This is a genomic window from Sphingomonas sp. PEI4 (assembly GCF_056679955.1).
Window position 1 is genome coordinate 2,420,094 of the sequence record NZ_CM155258.1, and the last position, 24,417, is coordinate 2,444,510.

Here is a 24,417-nt window from a genome sequence, read left to right on the forward strand (position 1 = left end):
GATGACGCGCGGCAAGACCCTCGCGCGCATCCACCGCGTCCGCACGCTCCAACTCGGCCTGACCCGCGCCGACGAAGCCCGCGCGCACGACAAGTTCGTCAGCGAACAGACGCTGTCGGGCCGTATCGCGCTGCTCGCCGAAGCGGTTGCGCCGGTCCACGAGACGCTCGCCGCCGTGTCGCTGGGCGCGTCGGCGCATTACCGGGAGCGCCTGCACCAGTCCGCCACCGCCGCGGTCGAACGCGTTCGCGCTGCCGAACGCCATGTCGAACGCGCGACCGAAGCGACCCGCGCCGCCAAGCGCGATCAGAGCGCGGTCGAGAAGCTGCTCGCACGCGCCGACGCCGATGCGGTGCTGAAAGCGATCCGCGAATTGGAAGATGCACCGGCGTTCCGGAAGGTTCGGCACGATCCTTGCTGAGTGACGGGCAGAAGCCCGAACCCGAGTGCCCGAATGATCCAGACCGCGCCCCTTTCCCCGACGTCCCCAACCCTGCGAGCGACCACGACGCCACAGGTGGGCGGTGGGACGAGCGGTAGGACGGGCAGTTTCGCGGAGTCCTTTGCGCAGGCCAGCGACGATGTACCCGCCGGTATGCTCCCGCCTTTGGCGACCGGAGACATGCTGCCGGACCCGATATTGCCGAACCCCGCCCGGCAGGAGTGGGCCGCGACCGGCAATGGCTTGCCGATCGCGAGTGTTGCCGGCGTCGGCAGGGTCTCGCTGCAAGCGGCAATCGTGCCTCATCCGGTCGACGCCAAGCCGGATGCGACACCGGCGGGATCGGACGCGGTTCTCATGGCCGTTGGGGTCGGAGTGCCAGCGCCGGCTCGTCCTGCCTTGACGGCAGGACGGCACGCGCTTGGCGCACGTCCTCTCCGGCCATCCGATATCGCCCAGGTCGGCGAAGCGGAGGACACGGACGATATGGTCATTGCCGAGTACGCAGATTCCGACACGGCACCCATTATCGCGGCGCAGGACGACGTCGCGGCAATCATTCTGCCTGCCGCCTCTCCGGTTGCCGACATCGCGAGCCCGAAAGCCGCCGCGTCCGCTGAGCCGCCTCCCTCATTTTCCGGCAACCGTGACGCAGTTGAGGCGTCGTCCGAAGCCGCACCGAAGCCAGCCGCAATTCCACAAGCCGGTGGTGCACCAGCGGGCGACCCGGTTCGCGTTGCGAGCCGCGCCGTTCCGGCGCTATCGGGTTCGCCGTATCCGATTGCCAAGCCGCCAGTCGACGTTGTGCTGTCCCTGCTGGTCGTAAGCCCGGCGCTTCAGGCGCGGGTAGCGGAGCCGATTACGAGCCCGGTGATCGGGATCCCCCAAGGCATGGCACTCGTCCCGACTGGCCCTGCTGCAAAGCGGACAGTGCAGCCCCCCGGCAAAACGGGCCGAGCCGTCGAACCGTCCCCCGGCGCGCCACCAGCCTCTGTCGCCTTCAATACTCCGACGTCAGCGGGTGTGACCATGATGGCGTTGCCGGGGTTATCGCCACCTCAGGTGGGCGCGCCAGTGCCGTTCGCGATGCCGGGGAACGCCGGACATGGCGCCATGGCAGGTCTCAGCGCGGCGGCGACCGACACCCCGGCGGACGCCGCGCCGATAGCGACGACGATACCCCCTGCGATCGGCACGCCGCGCTGGATCGCGACCGAGGCGACGGCGCCCGTCGCGCTCGCGGTGGCGCAGCCCGAGGCGATCCAGCCGCAACCCGGTACGATCGCGTCGGCGGCGCAGGTGTTCGGTGCGGCGATCCAGGTGGCAACAAAGGCGCGCGACGATTTCGAGGCGAAGACGGGAGCACTCGATGCCGCCCCCACCCCGGCTGCGCTCGCGCCGGCTTTGCAAAGCGCACCGGCGACGCCGCAAAATGCCGCGCTCGATATGCGGCAGGATCGCTGGCCGCACGCGATGATCGAGCGGATCGACATGCTCCGCGACGCCGCCAACGCGACCGACACGCGCATCCGCCTGATCCCTGATGCGCTCGGCACGATCGACGTTTCGATGAGGAAGGACGGCGACACTGTCCACGTCCACTTCAATGCCGAACAAGCCGCGACACGGACGTTGCTGGCAGATGCGCAGCCGCGTCTTGCCGAACTCGCCGAAGCGCGAGGGCTGAAGCTCGCCCAAGGCATGCTCGGCGATGGCAATGCGGGCGGCAACGCCGGTTCCAGCCAGCAGCGCGCACTGGCAACGACGAACGCCCCGAATCGCACGACCGCGCCATCCGCCGTGATCACGGACGCCACCGAAGACACCCGAATCGCTTGATCCGAAGGACCCTGACATGAGCGACAAGAAAGATACTTCCGACACGGCCCCGAAGAAAAAGGGCAAGATGAAGACGATCCTGATCGGTGGCGTCGCGCTGCTGGTGCTGGTCGGCGGCGGCATAGGCGCGGGCGTCTATGCCAGCAGCGCCGGACTGTTCGGCGGCCATGCCCAGGTCGACGACGGCAAGCCCAAGCTCGTCCCCAAAAGCGAGCAGAAGCATGCCGAGGGTGGCGAAGGCGGAGGCCATGGCGGCGAGGAGGCGGCCCCTGAAAACCACGGGATGAAGCCCCCCGAAGGGCAGGGCGGCGACAAATACGCCTCGACCTACTACCCGATGGAGAAGGACTTCATGTCGAACCTCCAGAATTCGGTGCACTTCGTCCAGGTCGGGATTGCGGTGTCCACACCGTACGACGATACGGTCATCACGAACCTCAAGACCAACGATATCGCGGTCCGTTCGGCCATCCTGATGACGCTCGGGGACACCACCGAGGAGCAGGTGATGAGCAGCGACGGCAAGCGCCAACTGCAAGTCAGGTTGGCGAAAGCGATCAACGATACGCTCAAGCAGAAGGAAGGCTTCGGCGGCATCGGTAACGTTTACTTTACCAGTTTCGTCGTTCAGTGACTCATGGTTAACGAGCCTTCAGCAAAGACACGCGAGCGACGCGACCGCGATCGTTCCGGCGCGCCCAAGGAGGGCGTGCTGCACCAGGGCGTGCTGGGCGGGGCCAAGCTCAATCCGTTCGGCGACCTGCATTCGTTGCAGCACCTCTCCGCACGGTTCGCGCGGGGTTTGCGCGGCGTGTTCGAGCCGTTGCTCCGCCAGGAAGTCCGCTGCTGGGCCGAGCCGTTGGTGGTTCAGCGCTTCACCGATTACCGGGCCGAGCGGAGCGATGCGCTGACCGCGTGGCTGCCGCTCATCATGACGCCGGGGATGGCGCAGGCGCTGTGCATCATGGATGGCAAGTTCGTGCTGGAGATGCTCGACATGTTCTTCGGCGGCACCGGTGCCGCACCGCATACGCTGCCGAGCGAGTTCTCGCCGGCGGCGGAGGCGATGGTCGCGCGGATCGGCCAGATGATCGCCGCGCCCTTGAAGACCGCATGGGAGCCGATGGCGCGGTTCGATTTCCTGCCGACTCGCGTCGAGGTGAACCCGGCGATGATCGCCGATCTCGACGGCGAGGACGCGATGATCGTCACGCGCTTCGGCATCGCCGCGGGCAGCGCCAAGCCGGTGTTCCTCGACCTGGTCTATCCCGTCTCCGCGCTGAAGCCGCACGCGCCGTCGCTGACCGCCAAGGTCGTCGGCAAGTCGGCCGAGCCCGATCCGGCATGGCGCAACGAGCTGACGCGGGCCGCGATGAACATACGCTTCCCGATCCGCTCGGTGCTTGCCGAGCCGGTCGTCAAGCTGACGATGCTGATGGACCTGAAGCCCGGCGACGTGATCCCGATCACCATCTCGGGCGACGTGCCGGTGATGGTCGGCAACAATCGGCTCGGCTGCGGCACGGTCGGCACATCGAACGGCTTTGCCGCCATCCAGCTCACCTCGATTACCCGTTTCGACGAAGGATTTGCAGCATGAACGACATGACCGGAGGCTTCCCCGTAGATGCTGCCGTCGCCGCCAATTTCCGGCTGCTCCAGGATGTCGACGTCAAGCTGACCGTCGAGATCGGCTCGACCAGCCTGACGCTGCGCGAACTGCTCGCGCTCGGCGAATCCAGCGTGATCGAACTCGATCGCCAAGCCAACGAGTTGTTGGACGTGTTCGTCAACGGCACGCTGATCGGGCGTGGCGAAGTGGTGACGGTCGGCGAGCGCTTCGGCGTGCGGATGACAGAACTCGTGTCGCCCGACAAATCTCTCGTCGCGCGCGGCTGATTCGATGCTCTGGACCTATATCCTCAAGCTCGTCATCCTGCTGCCATTGGTGTGCGGACTGATGTTCGGCTGCCTCTACCTGTGGCGCAAGTTCGAGAGCCGGATGCCGGGCAAGCCCTCGACGCGGCTGATCGGCGTCAAGGAAACGATGATGATCTCGCCGGGGCTTCGCCTCGCGGTGATCGATTTTGAGGGCCGCCGGCTGCTCGTCTCGGTCGGCCGTGGCGGCGTGCACCTGATCGACAAGGTCGACGCATGAGCGCGGTCGCTCGTCCGACAGTTACGCGCAAGGGCTCCGGCCCTGCGCTGTTTGCCGCATCGACCCCCAAGCCGTTTTCCCGCGAACGCGGGAATCCAGGAGCCACGAACGGTGCACTCATTGGTCCTGGGTCCCCGCGTTCGCGAGGAAACAGCTTAGTGTGGATAGGTCTCGCCCTTCTCCTCGCCCTCTTCCTCGCCATGCCAGCCTTCGCGCAAGCCGTCCCCGCCCCGACCAACCCAGCCGTCGGCGATGCGGTCGATCGCGCACTCGGCCAGCTCGGCGGTCAGTCCGCGGGCAATACCGGCCAGAGCGGCTCGTTGTCGCTCAGCTTGCAAGTCCTCATCATCATGGGGCTGCTCACGGTCCTGCCGGGCATCCTGCTGATGATGACCAGCTTCACGCGTATCATCATCGTACTCGCGATCCTGCGCCAGGCACTCGGGCTTCAGCAGACGCCGCCGAACCAGGTGCTGCTCGGCCTGTCGCTGTTCCTGAGCTTCTTCATCATGGCGCCGACGATCAGCCAGATCAACACGACCGCGATCCAGCCCTATGCCGCCGGGCAGCTTGCCGGCACGCAGATGATTACGACGGCTGGCGTGCCTCTGCATGCGTTCATGGTGAAGCAGACGCGGATCAAGGACGTCACGATGTTCGCGCAGATCGCGAAGTCTGGGCCGTATGCGACGCCGACCGACATCCCGTTTTCGGTCCTGCTTCCCGCGTTCGTCACGTCCGAGCTGAAGACCGCGTTCCAGATCGGGTTTCTGATCTTCCTCCCTTTCATCGTCATCGATCTCGTCGTCGCGACCGTGCTGATGTCGCTCGGCATGGCGATGCTGAGCCCGACGATCATCTCGATGCCGTTCAAGCTCCTGTTGTTCGTGCTGGTCGATGGCTGGGCGCTGACGATGGGCAGCCTCGCCAACTCGTTCGCGACCTGAGAGCATGGACGCGCAATATTTTCTGACCGTCGCCAATCAGACGATGTGGGTGCTGGCGCTCGCCAGCGCGCCGATCCTGATCCCGGCGCTGCTGGCCGGGTTGATCCTCGGCATGATCCAGGCGGCGACGTCGATCAACGAGCAGACATTGTCGTTCGTACCCAAGCTGGTCGTGGTCGCGGTGTCGATCCTGATCTTCGGGAGCCTGATCCTGGGGCTGCTGAGCGATTTCACGATCGGGATCTTCGAGCGCATTCCGGATCTGGTTAAGTGAGCAAAACGTCCCGTTCGTCCCGAGTAGACTTCGAGCTCGTCGAGAAGGCGTATCGAGGGACAGGCACATCGATACGGGCCCTCGACTTCGCTCGGTCCCTACTCGGCACGAACGGCAGCTGAGATGTTGGGTTTTGGGCTCAGTATCGAACCCCAGCTCTGGGCGCTCATCTTCGTGATGATCCGGATCGGTGCGACGTTCATCGCCGCGCCGGTGTTCGGCAACGTCTCGGTCCCGGTCACCGTGCGCGTCACGCTGTCGGGCGCGATCGGGTTTCTCGTGCTCGCCGCGCATCCGATCGTGCCGCCGCAACAGATATTCGCCGTCTCCACCATCCTCTCCGCCGCCGCCGAGGCGCTGGTCGGCCTCGCGCTCGGCTTCGTGCTGCAGATTTCGTTCGCCGCGCCGATGATCGCGGCCGAGGTGATCGGCGGCGCGATGGGGCTCGGCTTCGCCTCCTCGATCGACCCACAGAACGGCAAGTCCTCCCCCGCGCTCGGCCAGTTCTTCTCGATCATGCTCACCCTGTTGTTCCTGTCGGTCGACGGCCATCTGATCCTGATCGACCTGATCGTCCGGAGCTACGACGTGCTCCCCCCCGGCGCGGCATGGATCGGCGTCGAGCGGCTCAAGGCGATCGCGTTCTTCGGCGGTTATGCGTTTCTCGCCGGACTGTTGCTGGCACTCCCCGTCGGCTTTCTGCTGCTCTGTCTCAACATCGTCGTCGGCATGCTGAGCCGTGCCGCGCCCTCGCTCAACCTGTTCGCGGTCGGTCTCCCCGCCAGCCTCGCGGTCGGCGTCGTCACGCTGGCGATCGCGTTCCCGACGATGGGCGACTACATGCTCGTCATCGTCCGCGAAGGCCTCGCCGCCACCGAAAACCTGGTGCTCGGCTGATGTCCGAAGATTCGGGTGACAAGACAGAAGCACCAACCGCCAAGCGCAAGAAGGATGCGGTCGACAAGGGCGACATCCTCAAGTCGCGGGATTTTGCGACAGCGCTGAGCATGCTCGCCGGGGTAGCGTGGCTGATCTACGCCGGCCCGACGCTGATCTCAGCGTGCAAGGCGATCATGAGCTCCAGCTTCCAGTTCACGCACGCCGACGTCGAGGATTTCTCGCCGTGGCGCCCGCTGATGGAAGCCGGCGGCAAGCTTGCGCCGTCGCTCGTCACGCTGTTCATCGTCAGCATCGGCGCCGCGATCCTGAGCCAGGCGGGGCTCGGCTCGCTCGGCTTCAACGGCGGTCTGCTTGCGCCCAAATACAGCCGCGTCGATCCGACCGCGGGGCTCAAGCGCATGTTCGGCGCGAACGGCTGGATCGAACTCGGGAAGTCGCTGCTGAAAGTCATCCTGCTCGGCACGATCGGCGGCTGGATGCTGTGGAAGGCCGCGCATTCGACGATGGGCCTCGCCTCGTCCGCCGATCTCAACCAGGCGCTGTCGACGCTCGGCGGGATCTTCAAGGGCATCCTGATCGCGATGGCGTTCGGGCTGTGCGCGATCGCCGGCATCGACCTGCCGATCCAGATCATCCGCCGGCTCGGCAAGATGCGGATGTCGAAACAGGAGGTGAAGGACGAGCACAAGTCGACCGAGGGCAATGGCGAGGCGAAGGGCCAGATGCGCGCGAAGATGCGCGCGATGGCGAGCGGTGGTCTGCGCAAGTCGGTCGCGGAGGCGCATGTCGTGCTGACCAACCCGACGCATTTCGCGGTCGCGCTGCGCTACGATCGCGGCAAGGACCAGGTTCCGGTGGTGGTCGCCAAGGGGCGCGGTGCCACTGCGCTGGCGATCCGCGAGCTGGCTGGAGAAGGCCGCGTTCCGATCCTCGAATATCCGATGCTCGCGCGTGCCGTCTACTACACGAGCAAGGAGGGCCAGGAGGTCCGCGACGACCTGTACACAGCGATCGCGACCGTGCTGGCGTTCGTGTTCGGGCTGAACGTCGCGGCAGGGGGTGCGGCGAGCCCCATCCAGCCGTTCGTTACCGTGCCAAAGGATGCGCGGTTCGACGAAAACGGCAAGAAACAGGCCTAAACATTCGCGCCGCGCGGCCGTTCTTACAGCTGAGCGCGCACGTGCAGGGACTTTGCCATGGTAACATCGACCACCAGCACGACGGCCACGCCGACTCCCGCAGCTACGCCCGCGAACGCGCAGAGCGTGGTGAACGCGGCCACGCAGTCGCTGCTGACGTCGCTGAACGCCGGCTCGGGGGTCGATACCGGCACGCTCGTTCCCGCGCTGGTCACCGCGCAGTTCGCCGCACGCACTGCCGCGCTCAAGGCCAAGTCCGACACGCTCGCCGCGCAGATTTCAGGCGTCGGCACGCTCAAGAGCACGATGACCGGCTTTTCCACCGCGCTCGCCAACCTCGTCAAGAGCGGCAGTTTGCAGTCGCAGCCAAGCAGTTCCAACAGCGCTGTCCTGTCCGCGACCGCCATATCGGGCGCCAAACTGTCGAACCTGTCGGCCAGCGTCAGCGTCACGCGCCTTGCCACCGCGCAGGTCGCGCGCACGACGATGGCGGTGCCCGCCGCGAAACGTGGCGACTCGCTCGATACCGGTGCGCTGACCCTGGCGATCGGCGGCGGCACGGGAATTGCGATCGCGATCGGCGATGGCAGCATCGACGCGATCGCTGCCGGGATCAACGCGTCAAAGAGCGGCGTCACAGCGTCCGTCGTCACCGACGCGAACGGCGGCGCCTATCTATCGGTCAAGGGTGGCACCGGCGCCGCGCAGGCGTTCACATTGCAGGGTGACGGTGCCAGCGGCGCGGTCGACATCGGCGGCGGGTCGACCCAGACCAGCCTGGTATCGACCGCGCAGAACGCGCTGCTCACGGTCGACGGGATCGAGGTCGAACGACCGAGCAACACGGTCAGCGATCTCGTCGACGGCGTCAAATTGCAGCTCAATGCAGTGTCCACGGTCCCGATCACGCTGGGCAGCAGCACGCCGACCGATGCGCTGACCCAGGCGGTCAACGATGTCGTCACGACCTTTAACGAGGTGCTGAAGACGATCACCGAACAGACCGATCCGATCACCGGCAATCTGCGTGCCGACCCCGCCGCCACGGCGCTGCTCCGTTCGCTGAAGGCACTGGTGTCCAAGCCGCTGGTCGGCGGTGCGACCATCGGCATTCCACGCAGTCTGTCCGAGATCGGCGTCGCGACGAACACCGACGGCACGCTACGCGTCGATGCCGCGCTGCTCACCCGGCAGCTGGCGGCGTATCCCGACACGATCGAATCGATGTTCGCGCCGTCGTCCACCAACGTCCTCGGCCTGTCCGGCACGCTCAGCGCGCTCACCAACAGTGCGACCAACACGTTGACGGGCCTCGGCGCCTCGACCGCGCGGTACACGGCGGCGGTGGCCGACGTCGCCGAGCAGCAGGACAAGGTGACCGACCAGTCCGCACAGCTCACCACGCGCCTGACCCAGCAATATGCGAGCATGAATTCGCGTGTGTCCGCGTACAAATCGACCCAGGCGTTCCTCACCAACCAGATCGCAGCGTGGAACAAGAGCTCGTGACCTACGCCAGCACCCTCGCGCGCGATCCGTTCGCAACCTACCGCCAGATCGATGCAGTCGGCCGCACCGCAACCGCGGACGGCCCGGCCCTCGTGCAACTGCTCTACAAGGAACTCGTTGCCGCCCTGCGCGCCGCCGCCTGGGCGTGCGAGCACCGCAAATTCTCCGTCAAGAGCGAGCGCATCACGCGCGCCACCGCGATCCTGTTCGCGCTGGAAGCAGGGCTCGATTTCGAGAAAGGCGGGCAGGTCTCGGAAACGCTGGCGCGACTGTATGGCGGGGCTCGGAAGACCATCGTCAACGCCTCGATCGGCCACGACCCGCGACCGTTTCGCGACTCCGCGGACATGCTCGACGAGATCGCACAGGCCTGGCGGACCGCGAGCGCCGCGTAGGCGTTAGCGCTTGAACCAGTGTCGCATCGAAAAATACGCGACGACACCGACTGCGATCAGCACGCAGGCTCCGGCGATAACGTCGAACGCCCAAGGCTCCTCTGCATAAGGCAGGCCCTTCACGTTCATGCCATACAGGCCGGTCAGGAACGTCAGCGGCAGGAACACCATCGCCGCAATCGAGATGATCAGCGATCGGTTGTCGATCTGTTCGGCACGCAGGTCGGTCAGCGTCTCGTGGATCAGTGCCGAGCGTTCGCGGATCGATTCGAGCTCCTCCGCCATCCGCGCGGCGCGATCCGCCGCCGCAGCCAAATGCAGTCGGTCGTCGGCCGCCAGCCAGTCGCCGGGTAGCGCAGCCAGCTTTTCCAGGGCCGCGCGCTGCGGGCTGAGGAAGCGTTTGTAGCCGATCGCCGCGCCGCGCACCTTGCTGACCGAGCGGCGCAATTCGAACACGCGGTTGGCGTCGAGCTGTTCCTCGCAATCGTCGAGTTCGTCGCCGAGCGTCGCGACATCGGGATCGAGATCGGTGGTGATCGCGGTGGCGAAGGCGGCGATCAGGTCGCCCGGATCGCGAATTTCGTGACGCTCGACCATCGTCTCGACTTCGGCGACCGCGATCAGCGGTTTGCGGGTAACGGAATAGACCCGGCCCTTCACCGCCCAGATCCGCACCGACGCGAGCAGGTCGGAGGTGTCGAGTTCCTCCTTCGATCGCCCGCGCAAATTGAGGAACGCGCCTTCGCCGACCGCCTCGCAGCGCGGCCGAGTCTCGGTCGCGGTCAGCGCGTCGACGACATAGTCGAGCAGCTTGGCCTCGTCGCGGAGCCAGGCCTGGGCATGCTCGGCGGTGGTCGACAGGTGCACCCAGACGAGGTCGGCGGTGCAGGTGAGCGCTTCCTTGACGTCGACGCGCGTCGCTGCCCCGTCGACAATCCGAAACGCGAAACCGCTCACAGGGCCATCTCGTTCACAGGCTCATCGCGACATCGACGGACAGGCCCGTGCCGGGATCGGCAGGCATCGCCTCGCAAAGCCGCGCGGCATCGGCGCGTGCACGATCGAGAATCGCCGCAGGTACGTCGGGGCGGTGATAGACCCGGTCCGCGCTGGCCAGCGCGCGCGCCTGGCGCAACGTCAGGTCCTCGGGATCGTAGGACAGCAGGACGAGGGTTATCGCCACATCCCGCTTTGCAGAGGGCTCGCCGGTTGGGGTCAGCCACGCGTCGACGTCATGCGCCGGCGACAGCGGGTCGAGCACGCCGCCCGCCCCCATTGCCGTCGCCAGCGCACGGCGGCGCTCCCCCATGTCGGGCCAGCGCGTCCGCAACGCGCCGCGCGCGGCCTGCAACGCCAGTGCGAGCTTGCCCAGATCGGCGGGGATGAGCGCCTCCAGCCGCTGGCGCAACGCCGCCGCCAGCCCGGCCGACACGCCGCTCGTGCCGATCGCGATCAGCACCGGCGCGCGATCGACGATCGCCGGCAGCGTGAAGTCGCACAGCGCGGAACGATCGACCGCATTGACCAGAATGCCGCGCGCCTTCAATCGTGCGACCGCCGCCAGCGCTTCGTCTTCGTCGTCGATCGCGACGATCGCGAGCGACGCGGCGGCATCCTCGCCGACCACGTCCGCGCCCGCACGATCGAGCAGCCGCCGCTTCGCATCCGCCGCCTCGCCCTCGCCCAGCAGGATCACCGGGCGCCCCGCCAGCCTCACGAACAGCGGCAGGCTTTGTAGCGGGGGAGGCAGCGTAGCGGTCGATGTCACCGCTTCAGCCATTCCGGCACGCGCTCGGCGGCCAAAATCGTCTCAGGGTGGATGCGATCGGCAACCACGGCGAACCGGTCGCCGTCGACCAGCACTTCGGGGACCAGCGCGCGGCTGTTGTAGGTCGAGGCCATCGTCGCGCCATACGCGCCCGCGGTACGGAAGATGCCAAGATCGCCCGACTTCACGGTGTCGATATCGCGCCCCATCGCGAAAGTGTCGCCGGTCTCACAGACCGGCCCGGCGATGTTGGCGGTCATGCGATCGCCGGTCGGTTCGACCGCGACGAAATCGTGATACGCATCGTACATCGCGACACGCGCAAGGTCGTTCATCGCGGCGTCGACGATGACGTAGGGGTTCACGACGCCCGGCTTCACCCAGATCACCTCGGTCAGCAGCACGCCGGCATTGCCCGCGATCACGCGACCGGGCTCGAACATGAGTTCGACGTCCCAGCCGGCGGTCGCGCGTGCGACCATCGCGCCGTATTCGGCAGGCGACGGCAGCACGTCGTCGGGCTTGTACGGCACGCCGAGACCGCCGCCGAGATCGACGCGGCTGATCGTATGACCGGCAGCACGCAACTCCGCGACCAGTTCGCCGATCCGTGCGTAGGCAGCTTCGAGCGGCGCGAGATCCGCTAACTGGCTGCCGATGTGGATCGCAACGCCGCGCAGGTCGAGGCCGTCATGCTTCGACAGGCGGTCGAACATCGCCACCGCCTGGTCGATCGCGACGCCAAACTTGTTCTCCTTGCGACCGGTCGAGATTTTCGCGTGCGTGCCGGCGTCCACGTCGGGGTTCACCCGCAGCACCGCTGGCGCGCGCTCGCCACGAGCATGTGCCAGCGCGGCGAGGACTTCGCCCTCCTCCTCCAGTTCGAGATTGAACTGGCCGATCCCCGCGTCGAGCGCCTGCGCCAGCTCGCGACGCGTCTTGCCGACACCCGAGAACACGATGTCCGACGCCGGGATGCCCGCTGCCAGCGCGCGCTGCATCTCGCCCGCCGAAACCACGTCGGCGCCATAACCCTCGTCGGCGAGGACGCGCAGCACCGCGACATTGGGGTTGGCCTTGATCGCATAGGCCAGATGGACGCGCCCGGCGCCCTTCAGCGCGTCGCGAAACACCTGCGCGTGGCGGCGGAAGGTGGCGGTCGAATAGACGTAGACGGGCGTACCGACGGCCTCGGCGATCGCCGGCAGGGCGACGTCCTCGGCGTGCATGACACCGTCACGATAGGCGAAATGATCCATGGTTCAGGTCTTCAATTCGGCGGCGGCAGGTCGAACTCGTCGCTGCGGCGCGGCTGGGACGTGGTGAGCAGCTCGTCGCTGCGCTGCGGGCGTTGCTGGGTGGTGGGGGTGAGCAACTGCGCAGGAGTCGGCGGCGTTTTCGCTCCATAGGGCGCGATTGGAAGCGTTTTGCCTTCCGCCGGGACGAGCCCGTCCGCTGCGCCGCAGCCCGACAGGGCCAGCGCCAATCCCGCGATTGCAAAAAACCGTTTCATGCCGTTTCTCCCCCCGCCGTCTCGGCACGCGCCGCACGGATCGCAGCGCGCACATTGTCGGGCGCCGTGCCGCCGAAGCTGGTCCGGCTGGCGACCGACGCATCGACCGAGAGCACGCCGTACACGCGTTCGTCGATCCGCGCATCGATTGCCTTGAGGTCGTCGATCGGCAGCGCATCGAGCGCAACCTTGCGCTCCTCCGCCAGCTTCACAGCACGCCCCGTCACATGATGCGCCTCGCGGAACGGCAGCCCCGCCTCGCGCACCAGCCAGTCGGCCAGATCGGTCGCGGTCGCAAAGCCGCTTTCCGCCAGCCCGCGCATCCGATCGGTGCGGAACGTCGCGCTCTCGACCATCCCGGTCATCGCCGCAATCGACAACGCGAGCAGGTCGTGCGCCTCGAACACCGGCGGCTTGTCGTCCTGCATGTCCTTCGAATAGGCGAGCGGCAGGCCCTTCATCGTCACCATCAGCGCGGTCATGCAGCCGAGGATACGTCCCGCATGCCCGCGCACGAGCTCGGCGGCATCGGGATTGCGCTTCTGCGGCATGATCGAGCTGCCGGTCGACCATTGATCGCTGAGCGCGACGAAGCCGAACGGCTGCGACGCCCACAGCACGAACTCCTCGGCGAGCCGCGACAGATGGAGCGAGGTCTGCGTCGCGGCGGTCAGATATTCGATTGCGAAGTCGCGGTCGCTGACACCGTCGAGCGAATTGGTCATCGGCCCGTCGAAGCCGAGCGCCGCCGCCGTCATCCCGCGGTCGATCGGAAAGCCCGTGCCGGCAAGCGCGGCAGACCCGAGCGGCGAGCGGTTCATCCGCGCGCGCGCATCCGCGAACCGCCCGACGTCGCGCGAGATCATCGCGTGATACGCCATCAGGTGGTGCCCGAGCGTCACCGGCTGGGCGGACTGGAGATGCGTAAAGCCCGGCATCACGCTCGCCGCATGCTCTTCTGCGCGCACCAGCAACGCAGCCTGGAACCCGGCGAGCGCCGCCAGCGCCTGATCGATCGCGTCGCGCACCCAGAGCCGGAAATCGGTCGCGACCTGATCGTTGCGCGAGCGCGCGGTATGAAGCCGGCCCGCGACCGGCCCGATCGCGTCCGCCAGCCGCGCCTCGGTCTGCATATGGATATCCTCGAGGACCAGATCCTCCTCGACACCGTGCTCGGCATAATGCGCCGCCACCGTATCGAGCCCGGCGGAGATCGTCGCGGCGTCCTCCGCCGAAACGATGCCCTGCTGGCCGAGCATCGCGACATGCGCCTTCGAGCCGGCAATATCCTGCTGCCAGAGCCGCTTGTCGAAGGGAATGGAGGCGTTTATCTCGCGCATGACCGCCGCTGGCCCCTCGGCGAACCGCCCACCCCACATCGAATTGGAACCGTCCATGTTCTCGCGTCCTGTGTTCAATTCGCTACCGATCGCCGCCGTGATGGGGATGGGCCTGCTGGTCGCCGGCTGCGATAGGAAATCGCCCGCGCCGGAGCAAGCAAACGTCGTCGCGGCGAACACCGTGTCCGCCGACGAGGTTGCGTCCGGCCCCGCTCCCGACGAAGCGACCGGCCCCACGTCCAACGCCGACAAGCTCGATCGCAGCCACAAGGGCGAGACTGGCCCGACCGTCGCCTTCACCGCCCCTGACGGCAAGTCCGTCACGCTCGCGACGTTCAAGGGCAAGCCGCTGCTGCTCAACCTGTGGGCGACCTGGTGCGCGCCGTGCGTCGCCGAGATGCCGACGCTCGATGCCGCCGCAAAGTCGCTTGAGGGCAAGGTTCAGGTGATCGCAGTCAGCCAGGACATGCAGGGCGCGGAGAAGGTCACGCCGTTCTTCGCCGGGAAGAGGTTCTCGACCCTGCAGCCGTATCTCGATCCGAAGCTTGGGCTCAGCCTCGCCTATCAGGCGAACCTGCCAACCACGATCCTGTACGATTCGGCGGGCAAGGAAGTGTGGCGGATGACCGGCGGCTATGAATGGAACACTACAGAGGCTGCCAAGCTGATCGCGGAAGCGGCGTAGGCCTCGCGCAGGCAAAAAATGTGCCGGCCCGCCTTGGTGACGAGCCAAAGGTTGATGGCGGACCGGCACACCGCCTTAGCCCGTGTTGCGATCCCGGGGGTGTAAACAACATCGGAAACCGTGGAAACACGACGAACCGAATGCCGCCCCGTGGTGACCGGATACGATCCTGACGCCTAGACGGCGACGCGAGCTCGTCGTGTGCGTTCAGACGTTCCATGCTGTAAGCGAACGGCGCAGTTGCTCGGCGTTGGGCGTCGAGCAGCCGTCGGTGCGCTACATCTCCCACCAGCCGGACCAGACACCGCTGGCAATGCGCATCCATGATCTGGCGGCAACCCTACCGCCGCGATGGCACCGTGTACGTTTATCAGCGCAATCCCACCGTCTGACCGCCATCGACCACCATGGCGTGGCTCACCATGAACGCAGCTGGTTCGGAGCACATGTACAGCACGGCCTGCGCGATCTCTTCCGGCTTGCCCATGCGGCCGATCGGCTCCTGCTTGACCATCTCCGCCCGCCCCTCGTCCGTGCCACCCGACACGCGATCAACGATCATCGGCGTTTCGATGATACCGGGGCAGATGGCGTTGACACGAATGTTGTCCTTGATCACTTCCAGCGCCACCGACTTAGTCATGCCGATCACGCCGTGCTTGATTGCCACATAGGCGGCCTGCTCCGCTATGCCGACGATACCGGCGCCCGAGGAGGTGTTGACGATTACCCCGCCACCGCGGGCCTTTAGCAACCGAATCTGCGCCTTCATGCAGTTAAAGACACCGGTAAGGTCGACGCCAACCAACGTGTCCCATTCGCCCTCGTCCAACTCGGCAAGCGGACATTTGCTTGCTCAACACCCGCATTGTTAAAGGCAATGTCGATGCCGCCAAATGCCGCCACCGTTTCTTCAAGCGCGCGCTTCACGTCGGCACTGCGAGATATGTCGCAGCGGCAATCGTCGCCGACGCTCAATGTCAGAACGATGCGTCCTGCCATTCATTCCGTGAACGAAGCTCAACGGAGCAGTGCGGCCGTTTCAACTGCCCCTGCTTTTGTGCACTCTGAGCCTGCTTCATCGGTGATCCCGGAGGCTTCAACACGATTGGGGGCAACAATCTGGTTGCTTGCGCTATCTCGCGCCTCGCGAAGAGGGAGTGTCCGCATGACCAAGCCTCATGCGATCTGCCAGATGGCAAGCAGCCTCGACGGCCGGATCATCCCGTCGAGTCCTTTCGCGCGAGCCGATGTCCGCCTATCAGCGCCTATCCGAAGCCCCGATCCGCTCCATTCCGGCAATAGGCCGGGCTGCCCTGCCAGCTGTTGTCGTTCCTGTTCGGCACGATCATCAGCGCTCTTTCGGTCACCGGTACGCAGATCTGTACGTTGCGGCATCGCCGCGCCGGGCAAGCGATTGACCGGTGTCGTGACCACGTCCTGACTTCGGTCGCTCGTTCATTTCCGCAATGTGACCGCTTTAACCTCCGGCTACCCCCTTCGCGAAGGTCGCCAGTTGGGAAAAGCGCACATGTCCTGCTTCTGGAAAGGCAGCTCCCGGGGGAGCTGCCTTATTTCGTCCCGTTAGAAGTCGACGCGTGCGCCGACCCGAATGAAGCGACCCATGATGTTGCCGGTCGTCCAGGCAGGGTTATACTGGTTGATGCTGTAACCGCCGCTCGGATCGAACGGGGGCTTGATGTCGAGGATGTTGAGCACGTTGGTGTACAGCGTGAAACGGTCGTTGACCTTGACCGTCGCCGTCATGTCCAAGTTCCACGTTGCCTTTGCATTGCACAATACCGGCGTTCCGTCCTGATACGTCACGACCGACGACCCGATGCTGGCTTCGCAATCGCCTTTGACGCCGCTGTAGCCGTTGGAAGCATCGGTCGAAGCGAGGTCATAGCCGCCAGTGTAATAGGCAGTAGCCGAGAGTGTTGCCGCACCGACCTCGAGCGTATTCTGCCACGTTGCGCGCCACTTGGGCGAACCCGAGCAGGACGTGTTGTTGCAGGGGCTGAGCGTGCCGTCATAACGCTCGACGTCACCGTCTGCGGTCTGTTTCTCGAACTTGAGCAGGTACGACGCGTCAGCCGAGGTGCTGAACGTTACGTTGTCGCCGATCGGGAAGCGGGCATTGGCGCCGAAATCGATACCCGACACGCGCTGTTCGTCGGCGTTCTGATACGAGACCTCGATGAAGCCGATCTGCGGCAATGCAGCAGGATTGTCGTTGTCAGCCAGACCCGGCCGTACAACTACGCCCGGAAGGTTCACGACGCCATTATTCGCATAATATTGCGCGAACGCACGCGCGGAGCTCGCGGGATTGATGATGCCCTTCACCTTGATGTTGAAGTAATCGACGGTGAAGTTGATCCTCGAGGTCGGCTCGAAGATCGCGCCTAGCGTCCAGCTGGTCGACTTCTCCGGATCCAGGTCCGGGTTGCCCGTCGACGTGTTGCCGAGCGAGAACTGACCCGTTGCGTAAGAGTTGCCGCCGTGCGCCGCGATGAACGCTGCCTGCGCAGGAATGCGCGGATCGAGGGAGCGCGTCACATAGCCTGTGGTCGGCAGACCGTTGGCTTCGTTGAAGCTCGGGATGCGGAAGCCTTTCGAGAAGGTACCACGGACCGAGAACTGCTGGATCGGCGAGAATTTCGCGCCGATCTTTGGCGAGAAGTTGCTCTGGCCCGACGAGTAATCGTCGTAACGACCCGATCCGTTGATCACGAGCTGATCGAGGACCGGCGCATTAATTTCGAAGAATGCCGACTTCACGTTGCGGCTGCCGACTGCACCGACCGAATTGACGCCGTAATAGCGGTCATACGGATGCGCGTCGTTCTGCGGGTTGGCGCTTGGGTTGTCGATCGACTCCTTGCGGTAGGCCGCGCCAATAGCGACCTGCAATGGGCCGCCTGGCAACGTGAACAGCGACTTCGAGAGAGTGCCCTGGACCTGCCACAAGTCGGCCGTCGAGCGCGTACGGTTCTCAGGCGAGATATAGTTGCGGATCGCTTCCGAATTGTTGCCTGGGTTTACGAAATCATATGTCCCACGCGCGATCACGTCCATGAGCCGCTGCGGGATCAGATAGTTCTTCTGGATCACGTCGAGCTGCGTGTTCGACGCCGTGAAGTCACCGCTATACTTCCAGTCATCACCGAATGTACCGGTGATGCCGGCCGCGAGCCGCAACGCACGCGAATTCGTCTCGATCGTACGCGGACGGTCGTACAGGCTCAGCAGCTGGGCACGGCCACCGCTGGCCGCGAAAGGATTGTTGGGATTGAGAACGCCGTTACCCGCGTTACAACCCGTGTCGAGCATGGTCAGCGAGCCTACACCGCCGGCGCAGACATAGGCCGGCAGATACAGTGGATCGAGCAGAACCGAGCCTGGCGGCGTGGTCTGATTGTTGAAGCCGAGCGGGCTGATCTGCGTGAAGGTGTTGGTCCGGTAGTAATTGCCGGACACATAGGCCTGCGCGTTGTCGCCGACATTGGCCGTAAACCGCCCTGAGAATCCGTAGCGCTCCTGCTGCGGCAAGACCTGAAGATACTGCTTACGGAAATCTTGCTGGCAGACGACCGAGCCTGCTGTCGGACTCTGCCCGGGCAGAACCGTCACCGGATTCAGATCGCGGCATCCATCGGCGGCGTTGAGGATATTGTACCGGCCCAGAGCCTCGCCCGTAGGATCGACGGGACGTACCATCGCTACCGTCGTAGATGCGAGACCGGAATAGGTGCCGTCCGCGTTGAAGAAGTTGCGAGCGCCAGCGGGCTGCGCGATGCAGCTGCCTGCGTCGTTGCAGATGCGGCTGAGATCCGACGAATTGAACGGATAGCCCCGATCGCGCGCGTTTACCGCCTCGGTTTTCTGGTACTCGCCGTTGACGTAGAAGTTGAAGCCCTGGGTGGCGAGGTCGCCATAGCCCCACGTCGCGTCGAGGCGCTGTTCGGCACCATCGCCGCGATCCGAGATGCCCGCGGAGCCATTCAGGTGAAGGCCCTCGATCTGCTTCTTCATGATGACGTTGATGACGCCGGCAACCGCATCCGCGCCATAGGTCGAAGACGCTCCGTCCTTCAGAACTTCGATGCGGTCGACGAGCGAGCTCGGGATCGTATTCATGTCGACGAAGTTGCGCTGACCGTCGTCGGCGAGCGGATACGGTGCCATCCGCAGTCCGTCGAACAACGTCAGCGTCGACTGCACGGACAGACCGCGCAGCGATGCTGCCGTCGCGCCTGTTGCGAAGTTGCTACCGGTATTCCAGCCTTGGCTGATCGTGCCGGCGCCGTTCGCGGTCAGTCGCTGCACGGCCTCCGCAGCCGTATTGATGCCGCGCTGCTGAAGCGTCGCTGCCGTCAGCGTTGTTACTGGCGAAGGTCCGGTATCGGCACCGCGGAACAGTGATCCGGTAACGACGATATCATCGCCTGCATCTTCTGGGGCTGGCGCGGTTTCTGGGGAAACGGTCTTTTGCGGTTCCGATGCTCCGGTAGCATCCTGCGCGAAGCTCGCCGTGGTGGACAATACGAGCACAAAGGGTGCGGCCGCGGCGAGCAGCAGCGTCTTCGATGTAAAGCGAGCGGTAGCAACCAAGTGGAATCCCCCAATAGGACCGCAACGGCCGCTATGCGGCTGGCTGCGATAGGTTTCCGAACTGCAACTATGCCGGTTCGGAACATGTCCGCTCGGTTGGAGCCGTGCTCGATGGCTGTAAAGGCTTACGCATGAAAGTATGACGTTTCTGTCATCTTGTGACTAATATGGCACTACCTCTGTCTCATATTCTTACTATCAGATGACATGATCATCGGCCGCCAAAGCCTTGTAATAATATAACTCGCAAACAATGCCTTATGTTGGGGCAGCTTCTTCCTCATACGCCATCGCTCGTCCTCCTGCTCGAAACGCGACCCGTTCGCCGCGTCATGATGCGGAGAATGGCGCGATGGCCACGCTCCGCAGACGTTCAGACCTGCGCCTGACCGCCATCGGCAAAGAGTTCGGTGCCGTTGACGAAGCTGGAATCGCCGGACGCAAGGAAGAGGGCGGCCTTGGCGATTTCTTCGGATTCGCCGACCCGGCCGAGCGGGATGCGCGTCGCGAGAAAGTCGAGCATGCCCTGCTGCTGCACGGTGTCGTCTCCCGCAAATCCGAGCAGGAACGGGGTCTTGACCGGCCCTGGGCTCAACACGTTCACGCGGACGCCCACCTCCTTGAGATCGAGGATCCAGCTGCGCGCAAGGTTGCGGACCGCTGCCTTGGACGCGGAATAAACGCTGAACGCGGCCGAACCCTCGATGCTGGCGCTCGAACCGGCGAGGATGATCGACGAGCCCTTCACCAGCAGCGGAAGCGCCTTCTGGACCGTGAAGATCACCGCTTTCACGTTGCGGCCGAAGATGTCGTCGACATGCTCCTCGGTGATCTGGCCGAGCGGCAGCATGCCACCGCCGCCCGCATTGGCGTACAGGACGTCGATGCGTCCGGCATCGTTCCGGACCTGTTCGAAGAGCCGATCGAGATCGTCGGCGTTCGATGAATCCGCCTGGATACCGGTGACGTTGCCGCCGATTTCGACCTCTGCCGCGCGCAACGCCTCTGGGCGACGCCCCGTGATGAAGACATGCGCGCCTTCGGCCGCAAAGAGCTTGGCGGTGGCAAGGCCGATGCCGCTGGTGGCGCCTGTGATGACGGCAATCTTGCCGTCGAGCCGGTCTGACATGGTTGGTCTCCGTGGTGGCTGAAGGGCAGGCCCGGTAGGTCGGGTCGACGTCCTGACACCCAAATAGGCGGGGCCTAGACCGGCCAGAAGCGCGTCACGGTAGAGACATCATCCACCCCTGTGGATGGTTGGCCGACACGGGCCATCGTTCACGCGAATGCGGCATTCTCACGCACGAAAACCTCTACCGCCCAGTCGGCGAATACCCTGAGCTTGGCGCTCGGGTGGCGCGTCGCCGGGTAGACGAGGTGGATCGGAAGCATCGGTTGGCGCCAATCCTCCAGGACGGCAACCAGCCTGCCCTCGTCGAGGTGACGGCGCGCGCTGAAATCGAAGATCTGCCCGATCCCCAGCCCGGCGAGCACCGCATTAGTATGCGCGGTACTCTCGCTGACGCTCACCGCGGATCGCGGGTTGACCTCATAGGCGTCCGCACCCCGGCTGTAGTGCAGCGGCAAAGACTTGCCCGTCTGCGGGAAGAGATAGGTGACGGCTAAATGATTGATCTCCAGCTCTCGCGGATGGGTCGGGACGCCGTTCGCCGCCAGATAAGCGGGCGTTGCGCAGGTCACGGAGTTCAGCGTGCAAAGCCGCCGCGCGATCAGCGAACTGTCCGGCAGTTCGCCGCCCCGGATAACGCAGTCGACGCCCTCGCCGACCAAGTCGACCGGCCGGTCGCTAACGCCGAGGAACAGGTCGACCTCGGGATACCGCGCACGAAAGTCGGGCAGCTGCGGGATGAGGACGAGGTTTGCGAGCGAGGAGCCGACATCGACGCGCAATCTCCCACGCGGGACCGCCTGCGTGCCGGCGGCAGTCGCGTCCATGTCGTCCAGCTCGGCAAGCAACCGCACGGCGTGATCCCGGTACGCCTCCCCTTCCGGCGTGATCGTAAGCCCGCGCGTGTTGCGCTCGACCAGCTTCGTCCGCAGATGCCGCTCGAGGTCCTGCAACAATTTGCTGACGGACGAACGCGGCAGGTCGAGCGAGTCTGCCGCCTTGGCAAATGATCCGGCGTCCGAAATCCGGACGAAGACCCGCATGGCGAGGAGTTGGTCCAAAGGCAGGGTCCTTGGCGAGGCAGAGGCGCTCAAAGCTGCCCGGCACCCGCTGATTAGGATCATACAGGCGACCATACTACCCGCAGATGGCACGATGCACTGGGCGACGCCGTGGTTTCGGCGCGTACGATGCCCGATCCGGCGTCATCGAGCAGGAATAGGCATGATCACGGTAGGAACACGGGCAGTCGCGAAGGCCACCCATCCCGTAGACGTCTCTCAGCAACACGCGGAGACGAACAATGACCATCGCAATCATCACCGGCGGAAGCCGCGGCCTCGGGCGGAGCACGGCGCTACAGTGCGCAGCGCGTGGTAGCGGCGTCATCCTGACCTACAACAGCCATCCCGAAGGCGCAGACGCGGTCGTGCGGGCGATCGAAGCGAACGGCGGCAAGGCCGTTGCCTTGAAGCTCGACGTTTCGGACACGGCGTCCTTTCCCGAATTCAAGCAGGCGGTCGTGATGGCGCTCGCCCAGACCTGGGGCCGCACGACCTTCGACCATCTCGTCAACAATGCCGGTTATGGCCTCTTCAAGTCGATTGCCACGGTTACCGAGGACGAGTTCGACGGCCTGTTCGCCGTCCACCTCAAGGGTCCCATCTTCCTGACGCAGGCGCTCCTGCCGCTGATGGCCGATGGCGGCGCGATCGTGAACGTCACCAGCGCGACCACCCGTGTCGCCACCGCCGGCGTCGCCCCCTATGCGGCGTTCAAGGGCGGGCTCGAGGTGCTGACCCGCTACATGGCCAAGGAGTTCGGCGACCGCCGCATCCGCGCCAATGCGGTGTCGCCGGGTCCGATCCGTACCGAACTCGGCGGTGGATTGAACGACGAGTTCGAAGCGCTGCTGGCCGGGCAAACCGCGCTTGGCCGGGTCGGCGAGCCGGATGATGTGGGCCGGGTGGTTGCCGGCCTGCTCTCCGAGGACAGCGCCTGGATCAACGCGCAGACGATCGAGGTCGCGGGCGGCTACGTCGTCTGATCTCAAATCGCGCCGACACACTAAACAAGGATACGCCCATGCCCCGCGCAATCGAGATCACCACCTTCCGTCTGTCGAGCGGCCTGACGATGGCGGACTTCATCGCCGCGAACGCCGACATCGATCGCTGGCTCGCGATCCAGCCCGGCTTCGTCTCCCGCCATATTTGCGATCGGGAGGACGGGTTCGTCGTCGACATGCTCGTCTGGGAGTCTGCCGAGGCGGGGCATCGCGCCGCGACCGGCGTGACCACCGAGATGGCGTCGTCGCCGGTCCACGCCGCGATCGATCAAGCCTCGGTCACGTGGACGATCGCGACGGCGCTTCATATCGTCGAGCGCGGTCTCGTGGCCCGCTGATGCTGCACCACGCGATGACGGCCGCGACGAGGGCGATCACCGCGCCCCCTGCAAACGCCGCCGGCAGCCCGGAGGCAAACCGCCCAGGCACCGCGGCGAAGGCGTAGATCGAGGTGATCGCCGCGATCCCGAGCGCACCGCCGATCTGCTGGTCCATCTGCAACAGGCCCGAGGCGGTGCCGGCATGCTCCTCTGGTACATTGTGCAGGATGGCGACGGTTCCGGGCGCGAAGATGAAGGCGATGCCGACCGCATGGATGAGCAACGGAACGAGCACGTCCGGGAAATAATGGCTGCTCTCGCCCAGCAGTGCAAACCCCGCCAGACTGACCGCCACGATGCCGCTTCCCGCAACCAGCAGCGCGCGGGCGCCGAAAGTCGTGATCAACCGCGGCGCGAACGCGCTGATCGCGTAGACCGTGATGGTGAGCGGCATGTAGCCGAGGCCAGCGGCAAGCGGCGTCCAGCCCAGCACACGCTCGAGATATTGCACGAGCAGGAACAGCACCGCGAAGTGCACGCCAACGATCAGCGCCATCACCGCGAGGCCGCCGAGCCGCGATCGGTCGTGTAACAGCCGCAGGTCGAGCAAAGGCGCCGGGTGGCGCTTCTCGATCCGGAAGAAAGCGATCAGCAGGATTGCGGCACTGACGAAAGAGACAACCGTGCCTGCCGTCGCCCAGCCTTTGTCGGCCGCGCTGATGAACCCGTAGACCAGGGCGACCGCGCCGAACGTGGCGGTCAACGCACCAGGGACATCGAGCCGCGCCGGCTTGGGATGCGTCTCCTCGACCAGACGACTGATCGCGGTCACCACCAGGATCCCGACCGGCACGTTGATCAGCAGCGCCCAGCGCCACGAAAGATAGTCGGTCAACACCCCGCCGAGGATCAGCCCAGCGGACGCGCCGATCGAGGACACCGCGGTGAACAGCGAGAGACCCCGCGCCCTTTCCGCCCCGTCTCGTGCCATTACCATGACGAGCGCAAGGACGCTCGGCGCGGCCAGCGCTGCGCCGACACCCTGCACCACGCGTGCCGCGATCAGGATCGAAGGGGCCTGGGCCAGCCCACCGATGAGAGAGGCGACGACGAAGACGATGAGCCCGATCCGGAAGGCACGAACCTGCCCGATCATATCGCCGAGCCTGCCCCCGAGCAGGAGCAGGCCACCGAACGCCAGGCCGAACGCATTGGGCACCCACGTCAATCCGGCAGGACTGAAGCCCAGATCTTGCTGGATACGCGGCAGCGCGACGACGACGATCAGGAAATCCATCGCGAGCATGAGTTGCGCCGCAAGGACGATCCATACCGCGAGCGCGGGAGCGCGCGCGCGGGTTAGGCTTGGCATGA

At 65.3% G+C, this 24,417-nt stretch carries 24 protein-coding genes and 1 pseudogene; 15 read left to right on the forward strand and 10 right to left on the reverse strand.

Features of this window, described 5'->3' with window-relative positions:
• The first annotated feature begins 1 nt into the window (after position 1).
• The 12 genes from AC1MLZ_RS11085 to AC1MLZ_RS11140 all read left to right on the forward strand — a co-directional run bounded on the left by AC1MLZ_RS11085 (position 2) and on the right by AC1MLZ_RS11140 (position 9,603).
• The gene (locus AC1MLZ_RS11085) at positions 2 to 421 is read left to right on the forward strand and encodes a hypothetical protein (protein ID WP_480958506.1); all 420 of its coding nucleotides are present in this window, start codon (positions 2 to 4) and stop codon (positions 419 to 421) included.
• A 186-nt stretch (positions 422 to 607) separates the two neighbouring features.
• Positions 608 to 2,281 (forward strand): flagellar hook-length control protein FliK, encoded by a 1,674-nt coding sequence (locus tag AC1MLZ_RS11090; RefSeq protein ID WP_480958507.1) that lies wholly within the window; start codon positions 608 to 610, stop codon positions 2,279 to 2,281.
• A 16-nt stretch (positions 2,282 to 2,297) separates the two neighbouring features.
• Positions 2,298 to 2,915, forward strand: coding sequence for a flagellar basal body-associated FliL family protein (locus tag AC1MLZ_RS11095; RefSeq protein WP_480958508.1), 618 nt, complete (start codon positions 2,298 to 2,300; stop codon positions 2,913 to 2,915).
• 3 nt (positions 2,916 to 2,918) lie between these two features.
• On the forward strand, positions 2,919 to 3,881 hold the full coding sequence (locus tag AC1MLZ_RS11100; RefSeq protein ID WP_480958509.1) for a flagellar motor switch protein FliM: 963 nt from the start codon (positions 2,919 to 2,921) through the stop codon (positions 3,879 to 3,881).
• Positions 3,878 to 4,180 (forward strand): flagellar motor switch protein FliN, encoded by a 303-nt coding sequence (gene fliN, locus AC1MLZ_RS11105; RefSeq protein ID WP_480958510.1) that lies wholly within the window; start codon positions 3,878 to 3,880, stop codon positions 4,178 to 4,180. The genes AC1MLZ_RS11100 and fliN overlap by 4 nt, the downstream gene beginning before the upstream one ends.
• A gap of 4 nt (positions 4,181 to 4,184) precedes the next feature.
• On the forward strand, positions 4,185 to 4,439 hold the full coding sequence (locus AC1MLZ_RS11110) for a flagellar biosynthetic protein FliO (RefSeq protein ID WP_055874442.1): 255 nt from the start codon (positions 4,185 to 4,187) through the stop codon (positions 4,437 to 4,439).
• 200 nt (positions 4,440 to 4,639) lie between these two features.
• Positions 4,640 to 5,386, forward strand: coding sequence for a flagellar type III secretion system pore protein FliP (gene fliP / locus AC1MLZ_RS11115; RefSeq protein WP_480961528.1), 747 nt, complete (start codon positions 4,640 to 4,642; stop codon positions 5,384 to 5,386).
• 4 nt (positions 5,387 to 5,390) lie between these two features.
• A complete protein-coding gene (fliQ, locus tag AC1MLZ_RS11120) occupies positions 5,391 to 5,660 on the forward strand; it encodes a flagellar biosynthesis protein FliQ (protein WP_055874447.1) in 270 nt (89 codons plus the stop codon).
• Positions 5,661 to 5,783: 123 nt separating this feature from the next.
• Positions 5,784 to 6,557 carry a flagellar biosynthetic protein FliR gene (fliR, locus tag AC1MLZ_RS11125; protein WP_480958511.1) on the forward strand — a complete coding sequence of 258 codons (774 nt, stop codon included), beginning with the start codon at positions 5,784 to 5,786 and terminating at the stop codon, positions 6,555 to 6,557.
• Entirely contained in the window at positions 6,557 to 7,699 is a 1,143-nt protein-coding gene (gene flhB, locus AC1MLZ_RS11130; protein WP_480958512.1) for a flagellar type III secretion system protein FlhB, read from the forward strand. Before fliR ends, flhB begins: the two co-directional genes overlap by 1 nt.
• Positions 7,700 to 7,756: 57 nt before the next feature.
• A complete protein-coding gene (gene fliD, locus AC1MLZ_RS11135) occupies positions 7,757 to 9,208 on the forward strand; it encodes a flagellar filament capping protein FliD (protein ID WP_480958513.1) in 1,452 nt (483 codons plus the stop codon).
• Positions 9,190 to 9,603: a flagellar export chaperone FliS gene (locus AC1MLZ_RS11140; protein WP_480958514.1), complete on the forward strand. Its 414-nt coding sequence runs from the start codon at positions 9,190 to 9,192 to the stop codon at positions 9,601 to 9,603. The genes fliD and AC1MLZ_RS11140 overlap by 19 nt, the downstream gene beginning before the upstream one ends.
• Positions 9,604 to 9,606: 3 nt before the next feature.
• On the opposite strand, the gene AC1MLZ_RS11145 is transcribed toward AC1MLZ_RS11140, so the two are convergent.
• The 5 genes from AC1MLZ_RS11145 to argH are packed head-to-tail and all read right to left on the reverse strand — an operon-like array spanning position 9,607 to position 14,263.
• A complete protein-coding gene (locus tag AC1MLZ_RS11145) occupies positions 9,607 to 10,560 on the reverse strand; it encodes a zinc transporter ZntB (RefSeq protein WP_480958515.1) in 954 nt (317 codons plus the stop codon).
• A gap of 13 nt (positions 10,561 to 10,573) precedes the next feature.
• The gene (locus tag AC1MLZ_RS11150; protein ID WP_480958516.1) at positions 10,574 to 11,383 is read right to left on the reverse strand and encodes a precorrin-2 dehydrogenase/sirohydrochlorin ferrochelatase family protein; all 810 of its coding nucleotides are present in this window, start codon (positions 11,381 to 11,383) and stop codon (positions 10,574 to 10,576) included.
• Positions 11,368 to 12,630 carry a diaminopimelate decarboxylase gene (gene lysA / locus AC1MLZ_RS11155; RefSeq protein ID WP_480958517.1) on the reverse strand — a complete coding sequence of 421 codons (1,263 nt, stop codon included), beginning with the start codon at positions 12,628 to 12,630 and terminating at the stop codon, positions 11,368 to 11,370. The genes AC1MLZ_RS11150 and lysA overlap by 16 nt, the downstream gene beginning before the upstream one ends.
• A gap of 11 nt (positions 12,631 to 12,641) precedes the next feature.
• The gene (locus tag AC1MLZ_RS11160; protein WP_480958518.1) at positions 12,642 to 12,884 is read right to left on the reverse strand and encodes a membrane lipoprotein lipid attachment site-containing protein; all 243 of its coding nucleotides are present in this window, start codon (positions 12,882 to 12,884) and stop codon (positions 12,642 to 12,644) included.
• Positions 12,881 to 14,263: an argininosuccinate lyase gene (gene argH, locus AC1MLZ_RS11165; RefSeq protein WP_480961529.1), complete on the reverse strand. Its 1,383-nt coding sequence runs from the start codon at positions 14,261 to 14,263 to the stop codon at positions 12,881 to 12,883. Before argH ends, AC1MLZ_RS11160 begins: the two co-directional genes overlap by 4 nt.
• A gap of 16 nt (positions 14,264 to 14,279) precedes the next feature.
• Here argH and AC1MLZ_RS11170 point away from each other — a divergent pair, with 16 nt between their 5' ends.
• Positions 14,280 to 14,909, forward strand: coding sequence for a TlpA family protein disulfide reductase (locus AC1MLZ_RS11170; protein ID WP_480958519.1), 630 nt, complete (start codon positions 14,280 to 14,282; stop codon positions 14,907 to 14,909).
• Between the two features lie 370 nt (positions 14,910 to 15,279).
• Here the strand turns inward: AC1MLZ_RS11170 and AC1MLZ_RS11175 are convergent.
• The 4 genes and pseudogenes from AC1MLZ_RS11175 to AC1MLZ_RS11190 form a co-directional block, all read right to left on the reverse strand.
• Positions 15,280 to 15,911: pseudogene (locus AC1MLZ_RS11175) on the reverse strand (SDR family oxidoreductase).
• Between the two features lie 582 nt (positions 15,912 to 16,493).
• Positions 16,494 to 19,526, reverse strand: coding sequence for a TonB-dependent receptor domain-containing protein (locus tag AC1MLZ_RS11180; RefSeq protein ID WP_480958520.1), 3,033 nt, complete (start codon positions 19,524 to 19,526; stop codon positions 16,494 to 16,496).
• 373 nt (positions 19,527 to 19,899) lie between these two features.
• Complete coding sequence (locus AC1MLZ_RS11185) at positions 19,900 to 20,655, reverse strand: SDR family NAD(P)-dependent oxidoreductase (protein ID WP_480958521.1); 756 nt, start codon at positions 20,653 to 20,655, stop codon at positions 19,900 to 19,902.
• A gap of 149 nt (positions 20,656 to 20,804) precedes the next feature.
• Positions 20,805 to 21,716: a LysR family transcriptional regulator gene (locus AC1MLZ_RS11190; RefSeq protein WP_480958522.1), complete on the reverse strand. Its 912-nt coding sequence runs from the start codon at positions 21,714 to 21,716 to the stop codon at positions 20,805 to 20,807.
• A gap of 242 nt (positions 21,717 to 21,958) precedes the next feature.
• Here AC1MLZ_RS11190 and AC1MLZ_RS11195 point away from each other — a divergent pair, with 242 nt between their 5' ends.
• A complete protein-coding gene (locus tag AC1MLZ_RS11195) occupies positions 21,959 to 22,702 on the forward strand; it encodes an SDR family NAD(P)-dependent oxidoreductase (RefSeq protein WP_480958523.1) in 744 nt (247 codons plus the stop codon).
• Between the two features lie 38 nt (positions 22,703 to 22,740).
• The gene (locus AC1MLZ_RS11200) at positions 22,741 to 23,061 is read left to right on the forward strand and encodes a hypothetical protein (RefSeq protein WP_480958524.1); all 321 of its coding nucleotides are present in this window, start codon (positions 22,741 to 22,743) and stop codon (positions 23,059 to 23,061) included.
• Here AC1MLZ_RS11200 and AC1MLZ_RS11205 read toward each other — a convergent pair.
• A complete protein-coding gene (locus AC1MLZ_RS11205; RefSeq protein WP_480958525.1) occupies positions 23,003 to 24,415 on the reverse strand; it encodes an MFS transporter in 1,413 nt (470 codons plus the stop codon). The two genes, AC1MLZ_RS11200 and AC1MLZ_RS11205, sit on opposite strands and share 59 nt — an antisense overlap.
• Positions 24,416 to 24,417: the final 2 nt, after the last annotated feature.

What these genes read in the sequence shown, in the direction of transcription:
- flhB (WP_480958512.1), top strand. Translation starts at nt 6,557, where the DNA reads ATGTCCGAAGATTCGGGTGACAAGACAGAAGCACCAACCGCCAAGCGC.
- AC1MLZ_RS11200 (WP_480958524.1), top strand. Translation starts at nt 22,741, where the DNA reads ATGCCCCGCGCAATCGAGATCACCACCTTCCGTCTGTCGAGCGGCCTG.
- argH (WP_480961529.1), bottom strand. Translation starts at nt 14,263, where the DNA reads ATGTGGGGTGGGCGGTTCGCCGAGGGGCCAGCGGCGGTCATGCGCGAG.
- AC1MLZ_RS11205 (WP_480958525.1), bottom strand. Translation starts at nt 24,415, where the DNA reads ATGCCAAGCCTAACCCGCGCGCGCGCTCCCGCGCTCGCGGTATGGATC.
- fliN (WP_480958510.1), top strand. Translation starts at nt 3,878, where the DNA reads ATGAACGACATGACCGGAGGCTTCCCCGTAGATGCTGCCGTCGCCGCC.
- AC1MLZ_RS11095 (WP_480958508.1), top strand. Translation starts at nt 2,298, where the DNA reads ATGAGCGACAAGAAAGATACTTCCGACACGGCCCCGAAGAAAAAGGGC.
- AC1MLZ_RS11160 (WP_480958518.1), bottom strand. Translation starts at nt 12,884, where the DNA reads ATGAAACGGTTTTTTGCAATCGCGGGATTGGCGCTGGCCCTGTCGGGC.
- AC1MLZ_RS11110 (WP_055874442.1), top strand. Translation starts at nt 4,185, where the DNA reads ATGCTCTGGACCTATATCCTCAAGCTCGTCATCCTGCTGCCATTGGTG.
- fliD (WP_480958513.1), top strand. Translation starts at nt 7,757, where the DNA reads ATGGTAACATCGACCACCAGCACGACGGCCACGCCGACTCCCGCAGCT.
- fliR (WP_480958511.1), top strand. Translation starts at nt 5,784, where the DNA reads ATGTTGGGTTTTGGGCTCAGTATCGAACCCCAGCTCTGGGCGCTCATC.
- AC1MLZ_RS11085 (WP_480958506.1), top strand. Translation starts at nt 2, where the DNA reads ATGACGCGCGGCAAGACCCTCGCGCGCATCCACCGCGTCCGCACGCTC.
- AC1MLZ_RS11195 (WP_480958523.1), top strand. Translation starts at nt 21,959, where the DNA reads ATGACCATCGCAATCATCACCGGCGGAAGCCGCGGCCTCGGGCGGAGC.
- lysA (WP_480958517.1), bottom strand. Translation starts at nt 12,630, where the DNA reads ATGGATCATTTCGCCTATCGTGACGGTGTCATGCACGCCGAGGACGTC.
- AC1MLZ_RS11100 (WP_480958509.1), top strand. Translation starts at nt 2,919, where the DNA reads ATGGTTAACGAGCCTTCAGCAAAGACACGCGAGCGACGCGACCGCGAT.
- AC1MLZ_RS11150 (WP_480958516.1), bottom strand. Translation starts at nt 11,383, where the DNA reads ATGGCTGAAGCGGTGACATCGACCGCTACGCTGCCTCCCCCGCTACAA.
- AC1MLZ_RS11185 (WP_480958521.1), bottom strand. Translation starts at nt 20,655, where the DNA reads ATGTCAGACCGGCTCGACGGCAAGATTGCCGTCATCACAGGCGCCACC.
- fliQ (WP_055874447.1), top strand. Translation starts at nt 5,391, where the DNA reads ATGGACGCGCAATATTTTCTGACCGTCGCCAATCAGACGATGTGGGTG.
- AC1MLZ_RS11170 (WP_480958519.1), top strand. Translation starts at nt 14,280, where the DNA reads ATGTTCTCGCGTCCTGTGTTCAATTCGCTACCGATCGCCGCCGTGATG.
- fliP (WP_480961528.1), top strand. Translation starts at nt 4,640, where the DNA reads ATGCCAGCCTTCGCGCAAGCCGTCCCCGCCCCGACCAACCCAGCCGTC.